General features: G+C 58.9%; 19 protein-coding genes. 13 read left to right on the top strand and 6 right to left on the bottom strand.

The window, feature by feature from the left end:
- Nucleotide 1: 1 nt before the first annotated feature.
- The 5 genes from CKW23_RS17260 to CKW23_RS17240 all read left to right on the top strand — a co-directional run bounded on the left by CKW23_RS17260 (nt 2) and on the right by CKW23_RS17240 (nt 6,429).
- On the top strand, nt 2-823 hold the full coding sequence (locus CKW23_RS17260) for a gamma-carboxygeranoyl-CoA hydratase (protein ID WP_095068043.1): 822 nt from the start codon (nt 2-4) through the stop codon (nt 821-823).
- Nucleotides 820-2,784, top strand: a complete 1,965-nt coding sequence (locus CKW23_RS17255) for an acetyl/propionyl/methylcrotonyl-CoA carboxylase subunit alpha (protein WP_025260079.1) — start codon at nt 820-822, stop codon at nt 2,782-2,784. The genes CKW23_RS17260 and CKW23_RS17255 overlap by 4 nt, the downstream gene beginning before the upstream one ends.
- Before the next feature lie 456 nt (nt 2,785-3,240).
- Nucleotides 3,241-3,786 carry a DUF4880 domain-containing protein gene (locus CKW23_RS17250; protein WP_025260078.1) on the top strand — a complete coding sequence of 182 codons (546 nt, stop codon included), beginning with the start codon at nt 3,241-3,243 and terminating at the stop codon, nt 3,784-3,786.
- Between the two features lie 78 nt (nt 3,787-3,864).
- A complete protein-coding gene (locus CKW23_RS17245; RefSeq protein WP_025260077.1) occupies nt 3,865-5,001 on the top strand; it encodes a M14-type cytosolic carboxypeptidase in 1,137 nt (378 codons plus the stop codon).
- Nucleotides 5,002-5,124: 123 nt separating this feature from the next.
- Complete coding sequence (locus CKW23_RS17240; RefSeq protein WP_025260076.1) at nt 5,125-6,429, top strand: leucine-rich repeat-containing protein kinase family protein; 1,305 nt, start codon at nt 5,125-5,127, stop codon at nt 6,427-6,429.
- A 19-nt stretch (nt 6,430-6,448) separates the two neighbouring features.
- Here CKW23_RS17240 and CKW23_RS17235 read toward each other — a convergent pair whose 3' ends face one another.
- Nucleotides 6,449-7,153: a YebC/PmpR family DNA-binding transcriptional regulator gene (locus CKW23_RS17235; RefSeq protein WP_025260075.1), complete on the bottom strand. Its 705-nt coding sequence runs from the start codon at nt 7,151-7,153 to the stop codon at nt 6,449-6,451.
- A 333-nt stretch (nt 7,154-7,486) separates the two neighbouring features.
- On the opposite strand from CKW23_RS17235, the gene CKW23_RS17230 reads away from it, so the two are divergent.
- Nucleotides 7,487-9,415: a type VI secretion system Vgr family protein gene (locus tag CKW23_RS17230; RefSeq protein ID WP_236250066.1), complete on the top strand. Its 1,929-nt coding sequence runs from the start codon at nt 7,487-7,489 to the stop codon at nt 9,413-9,415.
- Here the strand turns inward: CKW23_RS17230 and CKW23_RS17225 are convergent.
- Together CKW23_RS17225 and CKW23_RS17220 are read right to left on the bottom strand one after the other, a co-directional pair.
- Nucleotides 9,402-10,175 carry an enoyl-CoA hydratase gene (locus tag CKW23_RS17225; RefSeq protein ID WP_025260073.1) on the bottom strand — a complete coding sequence of 258 codons (774 nt, stop codon included), beginning with the start codon at nt 10,173-10,175 and terminating at the stop codon, nt 9,402-9,404. The genes CKW23_RS17230 and CKW23_RS17225 overlap by 14 nt on opposite strands.
- A 66-nt stretch (nt 10,176-10,241) precedes the next feature.
- On the bottom strand, nt 10,242-11,447 hold the full coding sequence (locus CKW23_RS17220) for an acetyl-CoA C-acyltransferase (protein WP_095068042.1): 1,206 nt from the start codon (nt 11,445-11,447) through the stop codon (nt 10,242-10,244).
- Between the two features lie 151 nt (nt 11,448-11,598).
- Here CKW23_RS17220 and CKW23_RS17215 point away from each other — a divergent pair, with 151 nt between their 5' ends.
- Complete coding sequence (locus CKW23_RS17215; protein ID WP_095068041.1) at nt 11,599-12,078, top strand: LEA type 2 family protein; 480 nt, start codon at nt 11,599-11,601, stop codon at nt 12,076-12,078.
- Between the two features lie 3 nt (nt 12,079-12,081).
- Here CKW23_RS17215 and CKW23_RS17210 read toward each other — a convergent pair whose 3' ends face one another.
- The gene (locus tag CKW23_RS17210) at nt 12,082-13,008 is read right to left on the bottom strand and encodes a carbon-nitrogen hydrolase family protein (RefSeq protein WP_025260070.1); all 927 of its coding nucleotides are present in this window, start codon (nt 13,006-13,008) and stop codon (nt 12,082-12,084) included.
- An 83-nt stretch (nt 13,009-13,091) separates the two neighbouring features.
- Between CKW23_RS17210 and CKW23_RS17205 the strand changes: the two genes are divergently transcribed.
- On the top strand, nt 13,092-13,997 hold the full coding sequence (locus tag CKW23_RS17205; protein ID WP_025260069.1) for a LysR family transcriptional regulator: 906 nt from the start codon (nt 13,092-13,094) through the stop codon (nt 13,995-13,997).
- Between the two features lie 2 nt (nt 13,998-13,999).
- Here the strand turns inward: CKW23_RS17205 and CKW23_RS17200 are convergent, their stop codons facing one another.
- Entirely contained in the window at nt 14,000-14,254 is a 255-nt protein-coding gene (locus CKW23_RS17200) for a hypothetical protein (protein WP_095068040.1), read from the bottom strand.
- A 178-nt stretch (nt 14,255-14,432) separates the two neighbouring features.
- Here CKW23_RS17200 and CKW23_RS17195 point away from each other — a divergent pair, with 178 nt between their 5' ends.
- Nucleotides 14,433-14,750, top strand: coding sequence for a YqjD family protein (locus CKW23_RS17195; protein ID WP_025260067.1), 318 nt, complete (start codon nt 14,433-14,435; stop codon nt 14,748-14,750).
- A 47-nt stretch (nt 14,751-14,797) separates the two neighbouring features.
- Here the strand turns inward: CKW23_RS17195 and CKW23_RS17190 are convergent, their stop codons facing one another.
- Nucleotides 14,798-15,154, bottom strand: a complete 357-nt coding sequence (locus CKW23_RS17190; protein WP_025260066.1) for an SPOR domain-containing protein — start codon at nt 15,152-15,154, stop codon at nt 14,798-14,800.
- Between the two features lie 399 nt (nt 15,155-15,553).
- Here CKW23_RS17190 and CKW23_RS17185 point away from each other — a divergent pair, with 399 nt between their 5' ends.
- The 4 genes from CKW23_RS17185 to CKW23_RS17170 are packed head-to-tail and all read left to right on the top strand — an operon-like array spanning nt 15,554 to nt 19,065.
- A complete protein-coding gene (locus tag CKW23_RS17185) occupies nt 15,554-16,165 on the top strand; it encodes a paraquat-inducible protein A (protein ID WP_371856574.1) in 612 nt (203 codons plus the stop codon).
- Nucleotides 16,162-16,776: a paraquat-inducible protein A gene (locus tag CKW23_RS17180; RefSeq protein WP_095068039.1), complete on the top strand. Its 615-nt coding sequence runs from the start codon at nt 16,162-16,164 to the stop codon at nt 16,774-16,776. The genes CKW23_RS17185 and CKW23_RS17180 overlap by 4 nt, the downstream gene beginning before the upstream one ends.
- Nucleotides 16,769-18,445 carry an intermembrane transport protein PqiB gene (locus tag CKW23_RS17175; protein ID WP_025260063.1) on the top strand — a complete coding sequence of 559 codons (1,677 nt, stop codon included), beginning with the start codon at nt 16,769-16,771 and terminating at the stop codon, nt 18,443-18,445. The genes CKW23_RS17180 and CKW23_RS17175 overlap by 8 nt, the downstream gene beginning before the upstream one ends.
- Nucleotides 18,442-19,065: a membrane integrity-associated transporter subunit PqiC gene (locus CKW23_RS17170; protein ID WP_025260062.1), complete on the top strand. Its 624-nt coding sequence runs from the start codon at nt 18,442-18,444 to the stop codon at nt 19,063-19,065. The genes CKW23_RS17175 and CKW23_RS17170 overlap by 4 nt, the downstream gene beginning before the upstream one ends.
- The last annotated feature ends 272 nt before the right edge of the window (nt 19,066-19,337 follow it).

Here is a 19,337-nt window from a genome sequence, read left to right as displayed (position 1 = left end):
CATGACGCCCTTCGCAACCATCACCCTGATCGAAGACCCACGCGGCTTCGCCACCCTGTGGCTCAATCGCCCGGAAAAGCACAACGCCTTCAATGCGCAGATGATTCGCGAGCTGATCCTGGCCCTGGACGCCGTACACGCCAATGCCAGCCTTCGCTTTCTGCTGATTCGCGGGCATGGCAAGCATTTCAGTGCGGGTGCCGACCTGAGCTGGATGCAGCAGGCAGCGGATCTGGATTACAACACCAACCTGGACGACGCCAGGGAACTGGCCGAACTGATGTACAACCTGGCCAAACTGAAAATCCCGACCCTGGCCGTGGTCCAGGGCGCGGCATTTGGCGGTGCATTGGGCCTGATCAGTTGCTGCGACCTGGCCATCGGCGCCCAAGAGGCGCAGTTCTGCCTGTCGGAGGTGCGGATTGGCCTGGCACCTGCGGTGATCAGCCCGTTTGTGGTTCAGGCCATCGGTGAACGTGCAGCGCGGCGCTACACCCTGACCGCCGAACGCTTCGATGGAATGCGTGCCCGGGAGATCGGCCTGCTTGCCGAGTGTTACCCGCTGGCGGACCTGGAAAACCAGACACGACTCTGGATCGATAATCTGCTGCTCAACAGCCCCCACGCCATGCGCACCAGCAAAGACCTGCTGCGGGAAGTGGGCAGCGGCGAACTGACGCCATCCCTGCGCCGTTACTGCGAAAGCGCCATCGCCCGGATTCGCACCAGCGCCGAAGGCCAGGAAGGTTTGCGGGCCTTTCTGGAAAAGCGCCAACCCTATTGGCAGACACCTGCGGACACACAGAAGGACTCGCAATCATGAACGCCCCGGCCAAGCCTGTTCTGACCACGCTGCTGGTTGCCAACCGGGGCGAAATCACCTGTCGCATCATGCGCACCGCCAAACAATTGGGGCTGACCACTGTCGCCGTCCACAGCGCCATTGATCGGGAAGCACGCCACAGCCGTGAAGCGGACATTCGGGTGGACCTGGGCGGGAGCAAGGCAGCAGAAAGCTACCTGCACATCGAAAAACTGATCGCCGCCGCCCGCTCCAGCGGTGCTCAGGCGATACATCCCGGCTACGGTTTTCTGTCCGAAAGCGCCGAATTTGCCAGGGCCGTTGAAAACGCCGGACTGATCTTTATCGGCCCGCCCGCTTCGGCCATAGAAGCCATGGGCAGCAAGTCCGCCGCCAAATCCTTGATGGAAGCTGCCGGAGTCCCGCTGGTGCCTGGCTATCATGGTGCCGCCCAGGATCTGGACACCTTTCGTACCGCTGCCGAACGTATCGGCTACCCCGTGCTGCTCAAGGCCACCGCAGGTGGTGGCGGCAAGGGCATGAAGATTGTGGAGAAAGACAGCGAACTGGCCGAGGCCCTGGCTTCGGCGCAGCGCGAAGCCAAGTCCTCGTTTGGCGACTCGCGAATGCTGGTGGAAAAGTACCTGCTCAGACCCCGCCATATCGAGATTCAGGTGTTTGCCGACCAGCACGGGCATTGCCTCTACCTCAATGAGCGGGACTGCTCGATACAGCGCCGCCACCAGAAAGTCGTCGAAGAAGCGCCGGCTCCGGGCCTGAGCCCGCAATTGCGCCAGACCATGGGCGAAGCCGCCGTCCGGGCAGCCCAGGCCATCGGTTATGTGGGTGCAGGCACCGTGGAATTTCTGCTGGATTCGCGGGGCGAGTTCTTCTTCATGGAGATGAACACCCGCCTGCAGGTCGAGCACCCGGTGACCGAATACATCACCGGGCTTGATCTGGTGCAGTGGCAGCTCAGCGTCGCCCTTGGCGAGGTACTGCCAATCACTCAAGAGCAAGTCCCCCTGAACGGGCACGCCATCGAAGTGCGCCTGTATGCCGAGGACCCGGAAAAGGACTTTCTGCCCGCCACCGGCACCCTCGACCTCTATCGCGAGCCCCTTCCCCGCCCAGGCTGGCGGATCGACAGCGGCGTCAGCCAGGGCGACAGCATCTCGCCGTTCTACGACCCCATGCTGGGCAAGCTGATTGCCTGGGGCGAAAACCGTGAAGAAGCACGCCTGCGACTGCTGACCATGCTGGATGAGTTCGCAGTGGGCGGCGTGAAAACCAATCTGCCCTTTTTGCAGCGCATCATTGGCCATCCGGCCTTTGCTGCCGCCGAGCTGGATACCGGATTCATCCCTCGCCATAAGGAGCACTTGCTGCCTGACACAGGCGAATTGACCGAAGAGTTCTGGCAGGCCGCCGCCGAAGCCTTTATCCAGAGCGAACCTTCACGTATCTGCACGGAGGACCAACACTCGCCATGGAGTTCAAACACAGGCCTGCGCTTCGGGCTACCCGATCAGATCGACCTTCACTTGCAGTGCAAGGACCAGATGAAAGTCGTCCGCCTGCGTCGCAGCAGCGAAGCCCTGTTGCAGTGGAGCGGCGAGCGACTGGTGGTGGAGAGCAATGGCGTTCGTCATCAACACCTGGCCATACGCCAGAGCGAAAAGCTGTACCTCAAGTGGCAAGGTGAAGTGCATGCGATCAGACGCATGGACCCCATCGCGGCAACCAGCACCAGTGAAACCCGGCAAGGCGGCTTTACTGCCCCCATGAATGGCAGCATCGTGCGCGTTCTGGTGCAAGCGGGTCAGCAGGTTGAGGCGGGTACACAACTGGTAGTGCTTGAGGCCATGAAAATGGAACACAGCATTCGTGCCGCGCAGGCAGGCGTGATTGCGGCATTACATTGCCAGGAAGGAGAAATGGTCAGCGAAGGAATGTTGCTGGTAGAAATGCAGGACATGTGAGGGCCTCTCCGGTTCGTACAGGACGGCATCACAGCGCAGGGAGGATTATTTATTTCAATGGACGCAGGAAAAACATTTGACTTGCAAATGATAATGATTATTATTGCATCAGCTGGTCGCGAGACTGGCGGATAACCCAGGAGTCTTAGGTCGACTCCCGGATTATCTCCTCATCAGGCTAATCACGGTTTTTGACCCGGCTTTTTGCCGGGTCTTTTTTTTGGTTTTTTCGCTGCTTCAGGCTAATGAAGTCTTTGTGTGTCTCAATGGCGCGGATCATAGCAAAACAATATCGACCAAGGTCATAAATTTTAGCTCCACCTTTCATTAAAAATAGTAATTGTTGTCACTTTTCACTTGAGAATGATTCTCGAATTCACTAGCCTGAAACTGGTCACGGATGACAACACACACTTTACAAGGAAGATTCCATGGAAGATCAGCGAGCGATAGATCATGAGTAGCCAGCTCTCTCCTCTGTTGCATCTGCCAACCCGGCAGCCAGATGCCCCCATATCCCGGCATGCCGCCGAGTTGAGCCGCAGCCTGGGCAAACTTTCGCGCCGTCGCCAGCAGATATTCCTGCTCAGCCGCCTCGATGGTGTCGCCTACGCCGAGATCGCCGCCTTTCTGGAAGTCGACCTGGAAAAGGTCGAACGCGCTATGTTCCGGGTACTGCAACAGGCTTACAGGCATGACGAAAAACCAGCCGACTTCCCCGGTGATCAGGCTCAGGAGCAGGCCAACCGCTGGTATGTTCACCTGCAAAGCCCGGCTACCACCGCCAGCCAGCGCATCGAGTTTCGTCACTGGCTGGATGCCGATCCGGCCCACCTTGCGGCCTTTCAGACCAGCGAACGCCTGTGGCGTCGCCTGCAAGCGCCCGCCGCCCTCCTCGGCAGCTCAGGCTGGCATCGTCGAAAGCGCCGCACTTATATGGCCTGGTGCCTGTTCACCGCATTCGTCTGCGGCCTGGTGATGACGGCTGAAACATTCTCCTGAACAGTCCATGGCATTCAAGTCGTCATAAAGACTGTCGATCGGTGTAAAGTACGGGCCTTACGTACACAGGAATACACCGTGGCCCTCACCATTCGTGCCGATTTCGACAGCGGCAATATCCAAGTCATAGATGCCAGCAATCCGGCACGCGTCGAACTGGCAATCGCGCCCGACACCCAAAGCACTCACTTTCAGTGGTTTCACTTCAAGGTCGAGGGCCTGAACGTCGGCCAGCCACATGCTTTCAGCCTGACCAATGCCAGCGAGTCCACCTTCAATCGTGCCTGGAGCGGCTATAACGCCGTGGCCTCCTACGATCACCAGACCTGGTTTCGTGTGCCTTCGAGCTTCGATGGCAAAGCCTTGAACTTCAGTATTTCGCCCAGCGAGCCGCATATCTGGTTCGCCTATTTCGAGCCCTACACCCGTGAGCGCCATGACTGGCTGATCAGGCAGGCTCTGGAAAAGACTGGCGCCGAGCTGCTGGCAACCGGCAAGAGCGTCGAGGGCCGGGATATTCAACTCCTGCGCAAGGGCGATGGTGCCGAAGGCAAGCGCAAGATCTGGATGATCGCCCAGCAACACCCCGGCGAGCATATGGCCGAGTGGTTCATGGAAGGCCTGATCGAGCGCTTGCAGGAACAGGACGACCCGGTCATCAGGCAACTGCTGGAGACGGCGGATCTGTACCTGGTGCCCAACGTGAATCCGGACGGCGCGTTTCATGGCCATTTGCGCACCAACGCCCAGGGCAACGACCTGAATCGCGCCTGGCAGGACAGCACGGCAGAGCAAAGCCCGGAAGTGTTTTTCGTCCTCCAGCAGATGGAAAAACATGGCGTGGACATGTTCATCGATGTCCATGGCGATGAAGAGATACCTTACGTGTTCACCGCCGCCTGCGAAGGCAATCCGGGTTATACCCAGCAGCAACAGCAACTGGAAGAGCATTTCCGTCGCCGCCTGAGTGAAATCACCGTCGACTTTCAGACCCGATATGGCTACCCCCGCAGCGCTCCCGGCCAGGCCAACATGAAGCTGGCCTGCAACAGCGTTGGCGAGCGCTTCAAGTGCCTGTCACTGACGCTGGAAATGCCCTTCAAGGATAACGACAACGCCCCGGATGCAACCACCGGCTGGTCAGGCAAGCGTTCCGGCCAGTTGGCCAGAAATGTGTTGACCGTGACATCGGAAATGGTCTCGATCCTGCGCTGATCAACACCCCTCTGTGGGTGCGAATTCATTCGCGAGAGGCCGGTACATCCAAAGGAAATGCATCGCCTGGAATGCTGTCTCGCGAATAAATTCGCTCTCCTACCGCTTTGGCTGAAATGACCTATGCATACCCTCGCAGACCTGCGTGCCGGCAAACTGTCTGGCATCACCCGGCTGGACCTGTCTTGCGGCCTTACGGAATTTCCGCAGGAAATCTTCGATCTGGCCGACTCGCTGCAGGTGCTCAATCTCAGTGGCAATGCCCTTCATCGCCTGCCCGACGACCTGTGCCGGCTCAAGCACCTGCAAGTGCTGTTCGTATCCGACAACCTGTTTACCGAGCTGCCGGCTTGCATTGGCGAATGTGAGCAATTACGCATCGTCGGTTTCAAGGCCAACCGGATCAGTCATGTCTCGGCCAAGGCTCTGCCGCCTCGCCTGCGCTGGCTGATCCTTACGGACAACCAGATAGAGTCGCTTCCCGAAGAGCTGGGACAGCGTCCTGAATTGCAAAAACTGATGCTGGCGGGCAATCGACTGCAGAACCTGCCAGCCAGCCTTGCCAACTGCCACAAGCTAGAACTGATCCGCATTGCCGCCAACCAGTTGAACGAGCTGCCTGACTGGCTGTTGCGCCTGCCGGCCCTGGCCTGGCTGGCTTATGCAGGCAATCCGCTGTGCCCGGCACGTGAAAAGCAATCTGTCCGGCAGATTCCCTGGGAACAACTGAGCATTCAGCAGCGCCTGGGTGAAGGGGCTTCCGGGATTATCCAGCAAGGCACATGGCAGAACGGGGATCACAGCGAGACGGCTGCCATCAAGCTCTACAAGGGCGATGTCACCAGCGATGGGTCGCCGCTCAATGAAATGGCAGCCTGCATCGCGGCAGGCAATCATCCGAACCTGATCAAGGTATCAGGGCAGATTACCGGGCATCCCCAAGGGCAACTGGGGCTGGTGATGGAACTGATTGCACCGGACTTCGTGAATCTCGCCGGCCCGCCAAGCCTGGATTCCTGCACCCGGGATATCTACCCGACCCAGACCCGCTTCTCGCCAGAGACGCTGCTGCATCTGGCTCGCTCAATCGCCTCGGTCACGGCGCATCTGCATGCGTGCGGGATTACCCATGGTGATCTTTACGGCCATAACATTCTGCTGCGCAGCAATGGCGACAGTTTGCTGGGGGATTTCGGCGCGGCTTCATTCCACCCTTCAGAGAGCCAGGGTGTGGCGCTGGAGCGTATCGAAGCACGGGCTTTCGGGATCTTGCTGGGGGAATTGCTGGAGCGCTGCGAGCCAAGGTCGCAAGACGGGCCACTCATGGAGCGGTTACAGACGCTGCAAGCGCGATGCCTGCAGGCCGAAGTCGGGAAGCGACCGGCGCTGCAAGAAGTGTTTCAGGCGTTGCAAGCGTGGGCTGTCTGAAACAGCCCACGCACACAGATCAGCCTGCCAGACCTACATAAACGTTCTGCACGTCGTCGTGGCCGTCGATGGCTTCCAGAAAGGCTTCGACTTCAGCCATCTGCTCGTCGCTCAGGCCGTCGACTGTGCTTTTCGGGCGGTAGCCCAGTTGTGCCGACTGCACGGTAAAACCGAACTCGGGCAATTTCTTGCACACGGCGTCCATGTCGGTGGGCTCGGTCAGGAACAGGGTCGCGCCCTCTTCACCCGCTTCGCAATCCTGGGCGCCCGCTTCGATGGCCGCCTCATCAGGATCGGCATCCGGTGAGGTCGGAACGGCTTCGATCATGCCCTGATAGAGGAAATCCCAGGAAACCGAACCGGCGGCACCCAATTGTCCCTTTCGGAACAGCACGCGGATTTCCGAAACGGTACGGTTGATGTTGTCGGTCAGGCACTCGACGATGACCGGCACCCGATGCGGAGCAAAACCTTCGTAAGTCAGGCGCTCGAAGGTCACGCTTTCGCCCAGCAGACCCGCGCCCTTCTTGATGGCACGCTCCAGGGTTTCACGGGGCATGGAGGCTTTTTTCGCCTGCTCGACCACCAGTCGCAAACGCGAGTTCATATCCGGATCGGCACCTGCACGGGCAGCGATCATGATTTCCTTGGACAGCTTGCCAAAAACACGCCCCTTGGCGTTGGCTGCCGCTTCTTTATGCTTGACCTTCCACTGTGCGCCCATGTGTGCTCTCTTGATCCGATTGCGCCTTGCCGCCTGGCTTGTCAGGCAAGCAGGCCGCAGGAATGGCAAAGCGCTGAAAAAATGGTTACCGATAATGACGCGCCTGAGACGCCGGGCGCATTTTATACGCGATGGCGCCAGATGAAACCCCTGAGATCGAACATCCGCTTTGCCTGACCCTGAATTGCTTGCTCGCAATTACCAGGATCACGCCTTGCCTTGTAGTCCTTTTCTGAAAAAACCTGCAACGATGCCCTTGAGGCTTTGCATTTCGTACCCTTCGCAGCCTGAACTTCATGGTGAGAGAGCCCGCGAATGTGCGAAGACCCGCAAATGCCAATATTTCTGGCGATTGCCGACTGCCAGATGGATCTGCATGTCATCAGCTTTACCGGCCTGGACGCCTTGAACGAAGTGTATCGTTTCGACATTGACCTGATCTGCAGCGACCCCCACCTGGATTTCGCCACCCTCCTGAAGCGTGACGCCTTTCTGAATTTCGGGCCGGAACATGTCGGCGTGCATGGTCAGATCCTTCACGCCAGCCAGCAATATGCTGGTACTTGCCTGAGCCATTACCGGGTCAGCCTGATGCCACGCCTGCAAGCGCTTGCTCAACGCCAGCAGCGACGAGCCTATCATGACCTCAGCGCTCTCCAGTTGATTGCCCGGCTGCTTGAAGAGCATGGCATCGAAGAAAATGCCTACCGTTTCGAAACCATAGGCCTGTATCCGGCCCGCACGTTGTGCGTGCAATACGATGAAAGCGACCTGCACCTGCTGCAACGCCTGTGCGAAGAAGAAGGCATTCATTTTCGCTTCGAGCACAGCAGTACCGGCCACCAGTTGGTATTTTCCGATGACCCGGCCCGTTTCCCGGAACTGCCCTGGCCAATGCATTTCAGGGCCGATGACGAACAAGTCCCCGAACAACCCGCCATTACCCATCTGGTCGAATGCCTGTCGATATCCCCCGGCTACAGCAGCCACACCGTCCACCGGCATGGCGCTGCGCCGCTGATTGCGCTGTCTCCCATCGACACGGGAGGCAATCCCGGAATCAACCATCCTTTTGAAGAGTCCATCGCCTCACGCCCCAGGAACCAGGACGAAGCCTTTCAGCGACAACGCAGTGCCCGAAGGCTGGAGCGCCTGCGTTGCGAGCGACGACACATTAGTGGCGGCAGTCATCAACCGGCCCTGCACAGCGGACAGGTCATGCAGGTGCTCGATCATCCCGAACCGACGCTCAATGATCACTGGCTGCTGACCCAGGTGCAGCACACAGGCATGCAGCGCCATCTCATGGAAGGCTTAGACCCTCACGACATTACCGCCATCGTCAATCTCTCGGTGTCGTCAGGCACAGACAAGCTGGATGACGGCTATCGCAATACTTTTCGCGTCATTCCCTGGGCCATGCCCTTTCGCCCGTCATTGAAGCGCCACAGGCCTCTGGTCAGCGGTTATCAGACGGCAACCTTGATGGACGATGGCAAAATCGATGAGCAAGGTCGCCTGCCCGTCCGCTTTGACTGGCAGACCCTGGCACAGCCCGCGTCCGATATCCGCCGCTGGCCTATGGCGCGGATTGCCCGGACTGGCGAATCGGGCCTTGATGAGGTGCAGGTCGGAGCCAGGGTATTGATCCGTCATCTGAACAACGATCCGGACCGACCGGTGATCTGTGGCCTGCTACCGGGCAACGAGGTCAATCCCCAGCCACGCATCCAGCTCGACGGCACGCCACTGGACCCGAAGGCCGAGAGCATTCGTCTGGGCAGCGGACAACGCTTGCACATTGATACCCGCGAAGACCTGATCCTGCATGGTGCACAGGGTGCCTTGCAGATCGCGGCCCAAGGTATTTCCATCATCGGGCCGCGAACCATGAAAGCTTCGCCCCCCGAGCAACAGGACGCCACCGCAGTGCCCCTCACCGATCTGCGCCTGACGCAAAAGCCGGGGCTGCAAGGCGAGCCACTGGCCCGGCGCACCTGGTACATCGTGCGTATGGCCAAACCGGGGCTGGAGCATCTGGCGCATATCGAGCCGGCAGACTTTCTGTTCGAGGGCAAAACCGATGAATCGGGCTATCTGGGCCTGAGCCAGGAGCAATTGCAGCAACTGGCGGCGTACTACAACACATCGCCCGGCAGCCTGTGTCTGGTCCACCCCGGCCAGTGCGTCAGGCTGCAGGACTACATCCAGCAGAACTGGAACGAGCAGCAGCGACAGGCGTTCATACTCAGCGGCCTTTGAAGCTGGCCGCTCGCTTCTCGATGAAAGCCTGCATGCCTTCTTTCTGGTCCTCGCTGGCAAAGACGGCATGGAACACCCGTCGCTCAAAGCGCACGCCTTCAGCAAGGTTGACTTCAAACGCCCGGTTGACGCTTTCCTTGACCATCATCGCGACCGGCAGGGATTTCTCGGCAATCACGGCGGCCACCGCCAATGCCTCGTCGAGCAATTGCTCGGTAGGCAGAATACGTGCGACGAGGCCGGCACTCTCGGCCTCGCGGGCATCCATCAAACGGCCGGTCAGGCACATTTCCATGGCCTTGGCCTTGCCTACTGCTCGCGTCAGACGCTGGGTGCCGCCCATACCGGGCAACACGCCCAGATTGATCTCGGGCTGGCCGAATCGGGCGTTTTCTGCTGCCAGAATGAAATCGCACATCAGCGCCAGCTCGCAACCGCCCCCCAAGGCAAACCCCGCCACTGCGGCAATGATGGGCTTGCGCCGCGCTGCAATCCGGTCGCTTTGGGCGAAAAGATCATCAAGGTAGATCTGCGGGTAGGTCAGTTCGGCCATCTCCTTGATATCGGCCCCGGCAGCAAATGCCTTGCTGGAACCGGTGAGCACAATGCAACCGATGTCCTGATTGCGCTCGAACTCGTCCAGAATCTGATTCAGCTCATCGATGAGCTGGGCATTCAGGGCGTTGAGCGCCTGGGGACGGTTCAAGGTAATCAGGCCGACCTTACCTCTAATCTCTCTTAAGACTGTCTCGTAACTCATTGATATAAATCCAATGTCAATAATCATCCTGCAGGAGCGAATTCATTCGCGAATAAATTCGATCTCCTACATCAACTCGACCGCCATGGCAGTTGCTTCACCACCACCAATGCAGATTGCAGCGATACCGCGCTTGAGCTGTTTACGGCGCAATGCCGCCAGCAAGGTAACGATGATCCGCGCACCCGACGCTCCCACCGGATGCCCCAGCGCGCAGGCGCCGCCGCTGATATTGACCTTCTCGTGATGCAGTTCGAGGCGGCTCATGGCCGCCAGTGGCACCACGGCAAAGGCTTCATTGATTTCAAACAGGTCCACATCATCCACCGACCAGCCGGTCTTGCCCAGCAAGCGGGTAATCGCCCCTATCGGCGCCGTAGGAAAGAGACCGGGAACATCGGCAAAAGCGGCATGGGCATGAATCCTTGCCAGCGGAGTCAGGCCACGGCGTTGTGCTTCGGAGTGACGCATCAGCAACAGGGCCGCAGCCCCGTCGGAGATGGAGCTGGAGTTGGCGGCAGTCACGGTGCCTTCCTCACGAAAGGCAGGTTTCAGAAGCGGAATCTTTTCCAGTAGCGCCTTGGGCGGCTGTTCGTCGTGACTGATCAATCGCTGCTCTTTGCCCACCGTAACCTGCAACGGAACGATCTCGGCATCGAAATGACCTTCGGCGATGGCTTCCTGCGCGCGCGTCAGGGAAGCCACGGCAAAGGCATCCTGCGCCTCGCGACTGAAACCGTTCATCTGGGCGCAATCCTCGGCATACGTACCCATCAACCGGCCTGGCTCGTAGGCGTCTTCAAGGCCGTCGAAAAACATGTGGTCCAGTACCCGTCCATGACCCATCCGGTAGCCACTGCGGGCGCGATCCAGCAAGTAAGGCGCATTGGACATGCTTTCCATACCGCCCGCGACAACCACGCTGACACTGCCGGCGAGCAGCAGGTCATGGGCCAGAATGGCAGTCTGCATGCCGGAGCCGCACATCTTATTGACGGTGGTGCACAGGGCCGAGGTGCTCAACCCCGCCCCCAACGCCGCCTGACGCGCTGGCGCCTGGCCGAGTCCGGCTGGCAACACGCAACCGAACAGGACTTCTTCGACGTCCTGCGGATCGATACCCACCCGCTCGACAGCGGCACGAATGGCTGCCGAACCCAGTTGCGGCGCAGTGAGGCTTTTCAAATCTCCTTGAAAACCGCCCATGGGCGTTCGGGCGGCACTGACGATGACGACAGGGTCGTGAGGCGGTGTCTTGTTCTCGATGGACATGGCAGATTTCCAGAATGCTGTTGTTATTGGAATAGCAGAAATCATCGACTTTTGTAGAGTGCGAGGCAAAGGTCGCAACAGACGAATCTCTGACAGAGCCTGCGGTCTGAGCCAATATCGCCAGCACTGCCTTTTTTGGGGAGGTCCACGGATGCCATCACGTACGCTGCGCAGCCTGCTTGTCAGCCTGTTGATTCTGACCTTGAATGGTTGCGCCCTGTTTGCCAGTCGCGACCCGGTCAATATCAATGTGGTAGGGATCGAGCCCTTGCCCGGCCAGGGGCTGGAAATACGCATGGCGGTCAAACTGCGCCTGCAAAACCCCAATGAAACGGCCATCGACTACAACGGCGTGGCGCTGGACCTGGAGGTCAATGGCAAGCTGCTGGCCTCAGGTGTCAGTGACCAGCGGGGCAGCATCGGGCGGTTCTCCGAAACCGTGCTGGTGGTGCCAGTGAGCATTTCTGCCTTCTCGGCGCTGCGCCAGGCTGTGGGCCTGACCCAGACCCAACGCCTGGACAACCTGCCCTACACCCTGCGCGGCAAACTGGCAGGTGGCGTATTCGGCACCGTGCGCTTCAGGGACAGCGGCACCCTGAGCCTGCCGCAACCCATCACTGGCGACTGGTAGCACTCAGTCCGTGATGAAGCGCACGCCGGGCTTTGAACGCTCATCCACCACCAGCTCGAAGATATCTGGCCGTGAGTAATGCCCCACTACATCGAAGTCATAACGCGCCTTGACCAGTTCATCGACATCGATTTCAGCCACCAGCAGCCCGGTTTCACCAATCAGCGGACCGGCCAGCACATCGCCCATCGGCCCGACAATCACGCTGCCACCATTGATCAGCGGGCGCTCGGCAGGCCAGTTGGCGACATCGATGCCCAGCGCTTGCGGCGATAGCTGCACCTGACAGGCGCTGATCACGAACATACGGCCCTCATGGGCAATATGGCGCATCGAACATTGCCATATTTCGCGCTCGTCCACTGTTGGCGCACACCAGATTTCCACGCCCTTGGCATACATCGCGGTGCGCAGCAGCGGCATATGATTTTCCCAGCAGACTGCCGTCCCCAGGCGCCCGGCGCGGCTCGGGACCACTGACAGGGTCGAGCCATCGCCCTTGCCCCAGATCAACCGCTCAGTACCGGTCGGCATCAATTTGCGATGCGTCGCGACCAGTCCGCCTTCAGGCTCGAACAGCAGCACCGTGCAATAAAGGCTGCTGCCGGAACGCTCGATCACGCCCAACACCAGACTCGCACCCGTGCGGGCCGACAGTTGCTCCAGTGTCCGGGTTTCATCGCCCGGCACATCGATGGCGTTCTCGAAGTAACGGGCAAAGGCCTCACGCCCCTGAGGCAGGCGGTAACCCAGTTGGGTACCGAAGGTTTCACCCTTGGGATATCCCCCCAGCAGCGCCTCGGGCATGACCACCACACGGGCGCCAGACTCGATGATGGCCTGTTCGTAGGAGAGGATCAGCTCAAGGGTGTCTGCCTTGCCGCCCGGCAAGGCGCCGATTTGCAGTGCTGCGACGATGGATCTGGACATGACGGGGCTCCGTTGGCGATGAGTGTTGCCAATTCTCGACTGGCCGCCCAACATTGATAAAGCCCATCTCAATGCTTAATGATATGAACACCATGAATATCAGCACCATCGATCTCAATCTGCTCAAAGTCTTTGAGGCGTTACACGATGAGTCCAGCGCCAGCCGGGCGGCGTTGCGCCTGGGCGTGACTCAGTCGGCCATCAGTGCGGCCTTGCGGCGTCTGCGAGCGCTGTATGGCGATCAGTTGTTCGTACGTACCGGACGAGGTCTGGCGCCGACCTTGCGGGCCGACCAGCTAAAGCCTGTGGTCACCGAAGCTCTCAACAAATGCCGACAGAGCCTGGCAATGGTTGCAACGGCATCGGAGGATTACGAAGGAAGGTTGGTGGTCATCGGCCTGTCGGATGACTTTGAAATGGCACTGGGCCAACGCCTGATGAGCGCGGTCAGCGTTACAGCACCCAGGTTGAGGTTGATGTTCCGCCAGACCCACAGCCAGATCGTTGCGACAGCCTTGCTGGACCGCACCATCGATCTGGCGATTGCCTCGGGAGGCTTCGCCAATCGTTTGCTGACCCGCAGGGTATTGGGAGAAGGCGACTATTCATGTCTGGTGGACCCGGCCAGCCTTGAGCCCGGCCAGACGCAACTGAGCATTCAGGCGTTCATTGAGCGTGAACATATCCTGATTTCATCCGGCGGGCTGATCGGTATGGTCGATGAAGGGCTGGCCAGTCTGGGCCTGAACCGCCGGGTGTGTGCGTCGACCACACATTTTGCGGCATTGCCCTATCTGCTCAAGGGCACACAGGCACTGGCCACGATCCCCACTCACGCGGCGCAGGCGATTGTGCAACTCACCGACCTTACCTTGTTGCCCTGCCCGCTGGCCATGCCACGTTATCCAATAGAATTGGGCTGGCGCACCGGCTCACAGCCCGATCCGGCAGTGGATGCCGTTCGTGAAGCCATTATCGGGCTGTTCTGAATTTACCTGGCAGCAGCCATGAGGCGATTCACTTCGCTGCGAACCATGTTGGCGTACTCCGGCGGGCTCATGGCGTCCAGTTCGGAGCGAACCCACTCCGACCACTTGCCCTTGCGCTTGGCTTTTTCACCCATCAGACGAGCCGCATCCCCCTTGGCCTTGCCCAGATTGCTCTGCCAGAGTTCAAACAGGCGGGACTTTTCATCCTCGATGGCAGCGCGTTCGGGAAGAGACCGGTTGGCCAGATTGAAACTCATAGCGTTCACCTACTACCTACGACTAAAAACGGCTGCATCTTACACCCTGGTCCTTCACGAATGAATTCGCTCCTACAGTTTTTGCAGTGCTTGAGAGAGATGACTTGTGCAATTGCAACTTTCCGCAACACTGAGGACTCCATTGAGGAACACTGCCATCAACTGAAAGGAAAACATCATGGCTCGTAAAACCGCTGCGCAAAATACTGCCGATCAGATCAAAGACCAGGCATTCAGCGAATTGCAGGCTCTGATCGAAGAATCAGACAAACTGCTCAAAGACAGCGCCGCGCTGGTTGGCGAAGAAGCGGAAACCCTGCGCGCACAATTGAGCCTGAAGCTCAGGCAGGCACTGGATTCGGTATCCAGCGTACGTGAGCGCACCAAGCCTGTGGTCGAGGCCACTGAAACCTATATCGGCGGGCACCCATGGCAGACCGTGGCCATTTCTGCCGGATTCGGTCTGGTGGTGGGCTTGCTGCTGGGACGTCGTTGATGCATGCCTGTGCTGCCAGTCAACACTGGCAGCACAGGACATCTGCATTACTGGTTACGCTGAATGACTACAGGCGCAGCCAGGCGATGGGACTTGGCAACCTTGGCCAGCAGGCCGACGCGCTGCTCTTCTGCCTGTTCCGCGCTCTGGAACGGACCAATCAACAATTGCTGCTTGCCGTCGATCGTGACCACGACCGGCGCATAACTACGCTCGAGCAACCAGGCACTGATATCGCTGACCGCCTCTTTGGAGTTCATCTGGATGAACCACTGTGGCGTGGCCGCTTGCGGAGGCTGAGTCACTGGCTCGGCCTTGTCGCGGGCCGATGGCCGAGAGTTTCCTGCATCGCATCCGGCCAGCACCAGCGTCAGCGCTGCCATTATCATTACCGTCTTGCGCACGTAAGTCTGCTCCTTGTCTGAAGTGGCGCGAGTCTAGCACTACTGCATCGGGCCATGAGCCGCTGTGTCGAGGTGACGCAGGGCACTTTGGCGGGCATGAACGCCCTGTTCAGCGCTACAGGGCAGACGGGGCATGAGGCCGGGCGCAACTTGCCATCGTGTAATGAAATGTTTCTTCAGGCAGCCCGTAAGTAACAGAACAATTACAAACTAATGGCGCAATGATATGGGAACGACAACCCATGGCTGTGGTCAATGCTTCAACCTTGCTGCTTACACAGAACAGTTGTTTACACAGAAAAATATGCCGTAATGCCATTAACGAGGTATCTTCCCGTCCTCGTTTTTTTCAACCCGGCAAATCCTGCATCAACGGCGTCGATGACCACTGTGCATTCCATGAAACCTCTCTCGGATCTGATCATCTGCGAGCACTGCGACTCGCTGTATGAAGCCACGCCCCTGAAGGCTGGCGAATCGGCGCATTGCCTGCGCTGCAAGGCATTGCTGGGCCGAGGCCATCGCCTGACCATCGAGCAGTTGCTGGCCCTGACCATTGCCGCCGCCCTGCTCTTTCTGTTCGCCAATTTCTTTCCGGTGATCAGCATCAGCATGAAGGGCTTGACCAATGAAGTGACCCTCTGGGAGTCGGTGGAAGCCCTGGCTCAAGGGCGCATCACGATCATTGCTCTCGTGGCCGGCCTGTCGATCATCCTTGCTCCACTGCTGCAGATCGCCCTGCTCTTCTGGGTGCTGCTGCACGCGCACAGCGGCGTCATTGCCCCGGGCTTCAAGACGTGCATGCGCGCACTGGAACACCTGCGTCCCTGGAGCATGCTGGAGGTGTGCATGCTCGGGATCCTGGTCGCCATCATCAAGCTCTCGGGGATGCTCGATGTGCATCCCGGCCTTGGCTTGTGGGCCATGGCGATGCTGATGGTGCTGATCCTGCTGATCGCCAACAAGGATATCCGCCGCCTGTGGGATGAACTGGGAGTCCAGCCAGGATGAACGGCATTCCTTTCGCCCATGAACAGCATTTGTGCCTGTGCCACACCTGCGGCTACGCCTGCCCGGAAGATGTCCATCACTGCCCGCGTTGCGACTCGCCCGTGCATCGGCGCAAGCCCAACAGCATTGCCCGGACCTGGGCGTTCCTGATTGCCGGACTGATTTTCTACGTGCCGGCCAATGTGCTGCCCGTGATGTACACCACCCTGCTGGGCAACAGCAGCCAGAACACCATCATGAGCGGCGTGATCGAGTTCTTCAAAAGCGGGTCATGGGATATTGCCCTGCTGATTTTCATTGCCAGCGTCGTGGTGCCCTGCATCAAGTTCCTGGTACTAGGCATGCTTCTGGTCACCTGTCAGCGGCGCAGTCGCTGGGCCATGCTGGAGCGTGCGCGGCTTTATCGTTTTATCGAGCTGATCGGCTATTGGTCGATGCTCGATGTGCTGGTGGTTGCGCTGGTGGCCTCCCTTGTCCAGTTCCGTGAACTTAGCACCATCGAGCCGATGATCGGCATCCTGTTTTTTGGTCTGGTAGTGGTGATGACGATGTTCGCCGCCATGAGTTTCGATCCCCGGCTTATCTGGGACGCAGAGGTTGAAGATGTCTGAGAATACCGCCCCCCGTTCGTCGCCACTTCGTCCCGAGGTCAAGCAGCGGCGCATGCGCGTTTCACTGATCTGGCTGGTGCCGATCGTTGCCGGCCTGATCGGCCTGTCCATGGCCTTTCATGACTGGATGAACATAGGTCCGCGCATCACCATCAGTTTCCAGACTGCCGAAGGCCTGGAAGCCAACAAGACGCAGGTCAAGTACAAGAACGTGGTGATCGGCATGGTGACGGACATCACCCTGAGCGAAGACCGCACGCATGTGCTGGCAGCGGTCGATCTCAATAACACGGCCACGCCTTTCACCCGGGTCGACAGCCAGTTCTGGGTCGTGCGGCCACGTATCGGAGCCCATGGCGTTTCGGGTGTCGATACCTTGCTGTCGGGCGCATTCATTGGTGCCGACGCGGGTAACTCGCAGGAAACCAAAAGCGACTTTACCGGCCTTGAGACACCGCCTCCGGTGACCTTCGGCGAGAAAGGCAAGCGTTTCACCCTGCACACCGACGATCTGGGGTCGCTGGATATCGGCTCGCCGATCTATTACCGCCGCATTCAGGTAGGTCAGGTGGTGGCCTATGAGCTGTCCCCGGATGGCAAGGGTGTCGACGTACAGATTTTCATCAACTCCCCGAACGATCAGTACATCACCACCGACACACGCTTCTGGAATGCCAGCGGCGTGGACGTGACCGTCGGTACCGCTGGCCTGAAGATCAATACCCAGTCGCTGACCTCGATCCTGTCCGGCGGCATCGCATTCCGCGAGCCGAACTGGAGCCCGGAATCGAAGCCCGCCGATGAGAACGCCGAGTTCAAGATCTTCGATGATCAGGCCACGGCCCTGGCGCCGCCTGACGGTGAGCCACGCTACATCCGCATGCGCTTCAACCAGTCACTGCGCGGCCTGGCAGTAAACTCCCCGGTGGACTTCCTGGGTGTGAACATCGGCAAAGTGGTGTCGGTGGATCTGGATTACGACCCGAAAACCGGGACCTTCCCGAGCATTGTCGGCGCCGTTATCTACCCCAACCGTCTGGGCGCTGCCGAATCCAAACTGCGCCAGCTGGGCGGTAGCGGCGACGAAGAAGAACAGTCAGCCAGAATTCTCAACGCCTTCGTCAATAACGGGCTGCGGGCACAGGCTCGCACCGGCAACCTGTTGACCGGCCAGTTATACATTGCAATGGAGTTCGACCCAAAGGCGCCAAAGGTGACTTTCAACCCCAAGGCCAGGCCTCTTGAGATTCCTACCGTACCGGGTAACTTCGACAAGCTGCAGGAGCAGTTGCAGGCATTCGTCGACAAGCTCAGCAAAGTGCCTATCGATGAACTGGCCAAGAACCTCAATGGCAACCTGACCGAACTGCAGAAAACCCTCAAGCAGGTCAATGGCAGCGTCTTGCCGCAAATGCGCGGCACCTTGCAGCAGGCAGAAAAAACCCTGAGCAGCGCCAACGAAACTCTGGGCGAAGACTCTCCAGGCCGCCAGCAACTGACTCAGGCCATGGAAGAAGTGCAGCGCACTGCCCGCTCGGTACGGGTATTGACCGACTTCCTGAGCCGTCATCCTGAAGCGCTGATTCGCGGTCGCAGCGGCGATGCGGCACCAGCCTCATACAAAGCGCCGTCTTCGTCCCGTGCAATCGATCTGGAGCCAAAACAATGACCTTTCGCCTTAAACTGTTGGTATTGGCTGCGGCACTGGGCCTGGGTGCCTGCTCCTCGACACCGACCCGCTACTACACGCTGATCGCCCCCATGGACTCCGCCAGCGTGCCCAGTGCACAGCCTGCGCCGTTCCAGTTCGAGATGCTGCCGGTGCTGATGCCTGTCCAGGTGGATCAACCTCCTCTGGTCGTGCGCCAGGGCGATGGCAGCCTGGAAATCCTGGATACCGAGCGCTGGGGCTCGCCACTGGGCGACGAGTTTCACGATGCGCTGACCGCCAAGCTGGAACGCCGCTTTGGTAGCCGCGACATGGCGGGACTGCCAAAGGACAGCGGGCAGCCAGTGCTTTCATTGCGCACCGATGTCAGACGCTTCGAGTCGGTCCCCGGCCAGTACGCACTGATTGATGTGGTCTGGAGTCTGAGCCTGCGCAACACAGGTGCCACCGCTGGCAACAAGCGCATCAACCTGACCTGCAGCAGCGTGATCCGCGAACAGGCTGCATTGGGTATGGAAAACCTGATCCTGGCTCACCAGCAGGCCGTCTCGAAACTCGCACAGGAAATTGCCGACACCGCACAGGGCTGGGCACAGAATCCTTCCTCACGATGTCTCTGAAAACCGACTCAAAGGCCCCGTAACAGGGGCCTTTTCTATTGTGCAGGCTTTATTGATTGCATAAGAGGAATGAAAGACCACCCGAAAATTTATATACACAAGTACAAATAAGTATAAAACAGTATCAAAAGTACCCAATAGGCCATTACACTCCCGATCAAATACAGCATCGCTGTGCAGCTATCTTCATCTCGGCAATTGTTTACCTGAATGATGTCGACTTTTGCTTATTGATCAGTCGTGCCGGATATGTCTGTAAGGTCATGGAACTC

It is taken from the genome of Pseudomonas sp. Irchel 3A18 (assembly GCF_900187465.1).
Classification (GTDB): Bacteria; Pseudomonadota; Gammaproteobacteria; order Pseudomonadales; family Pseudomonadaceae; genus Aquipseudomonas; species Aquipseudomonas cichorii.
The sequence above is the reverse complement of the archived record's forward strand: the minus strand, read 5'-3'. Positions and strand labels throughout refer to the sequence as shown.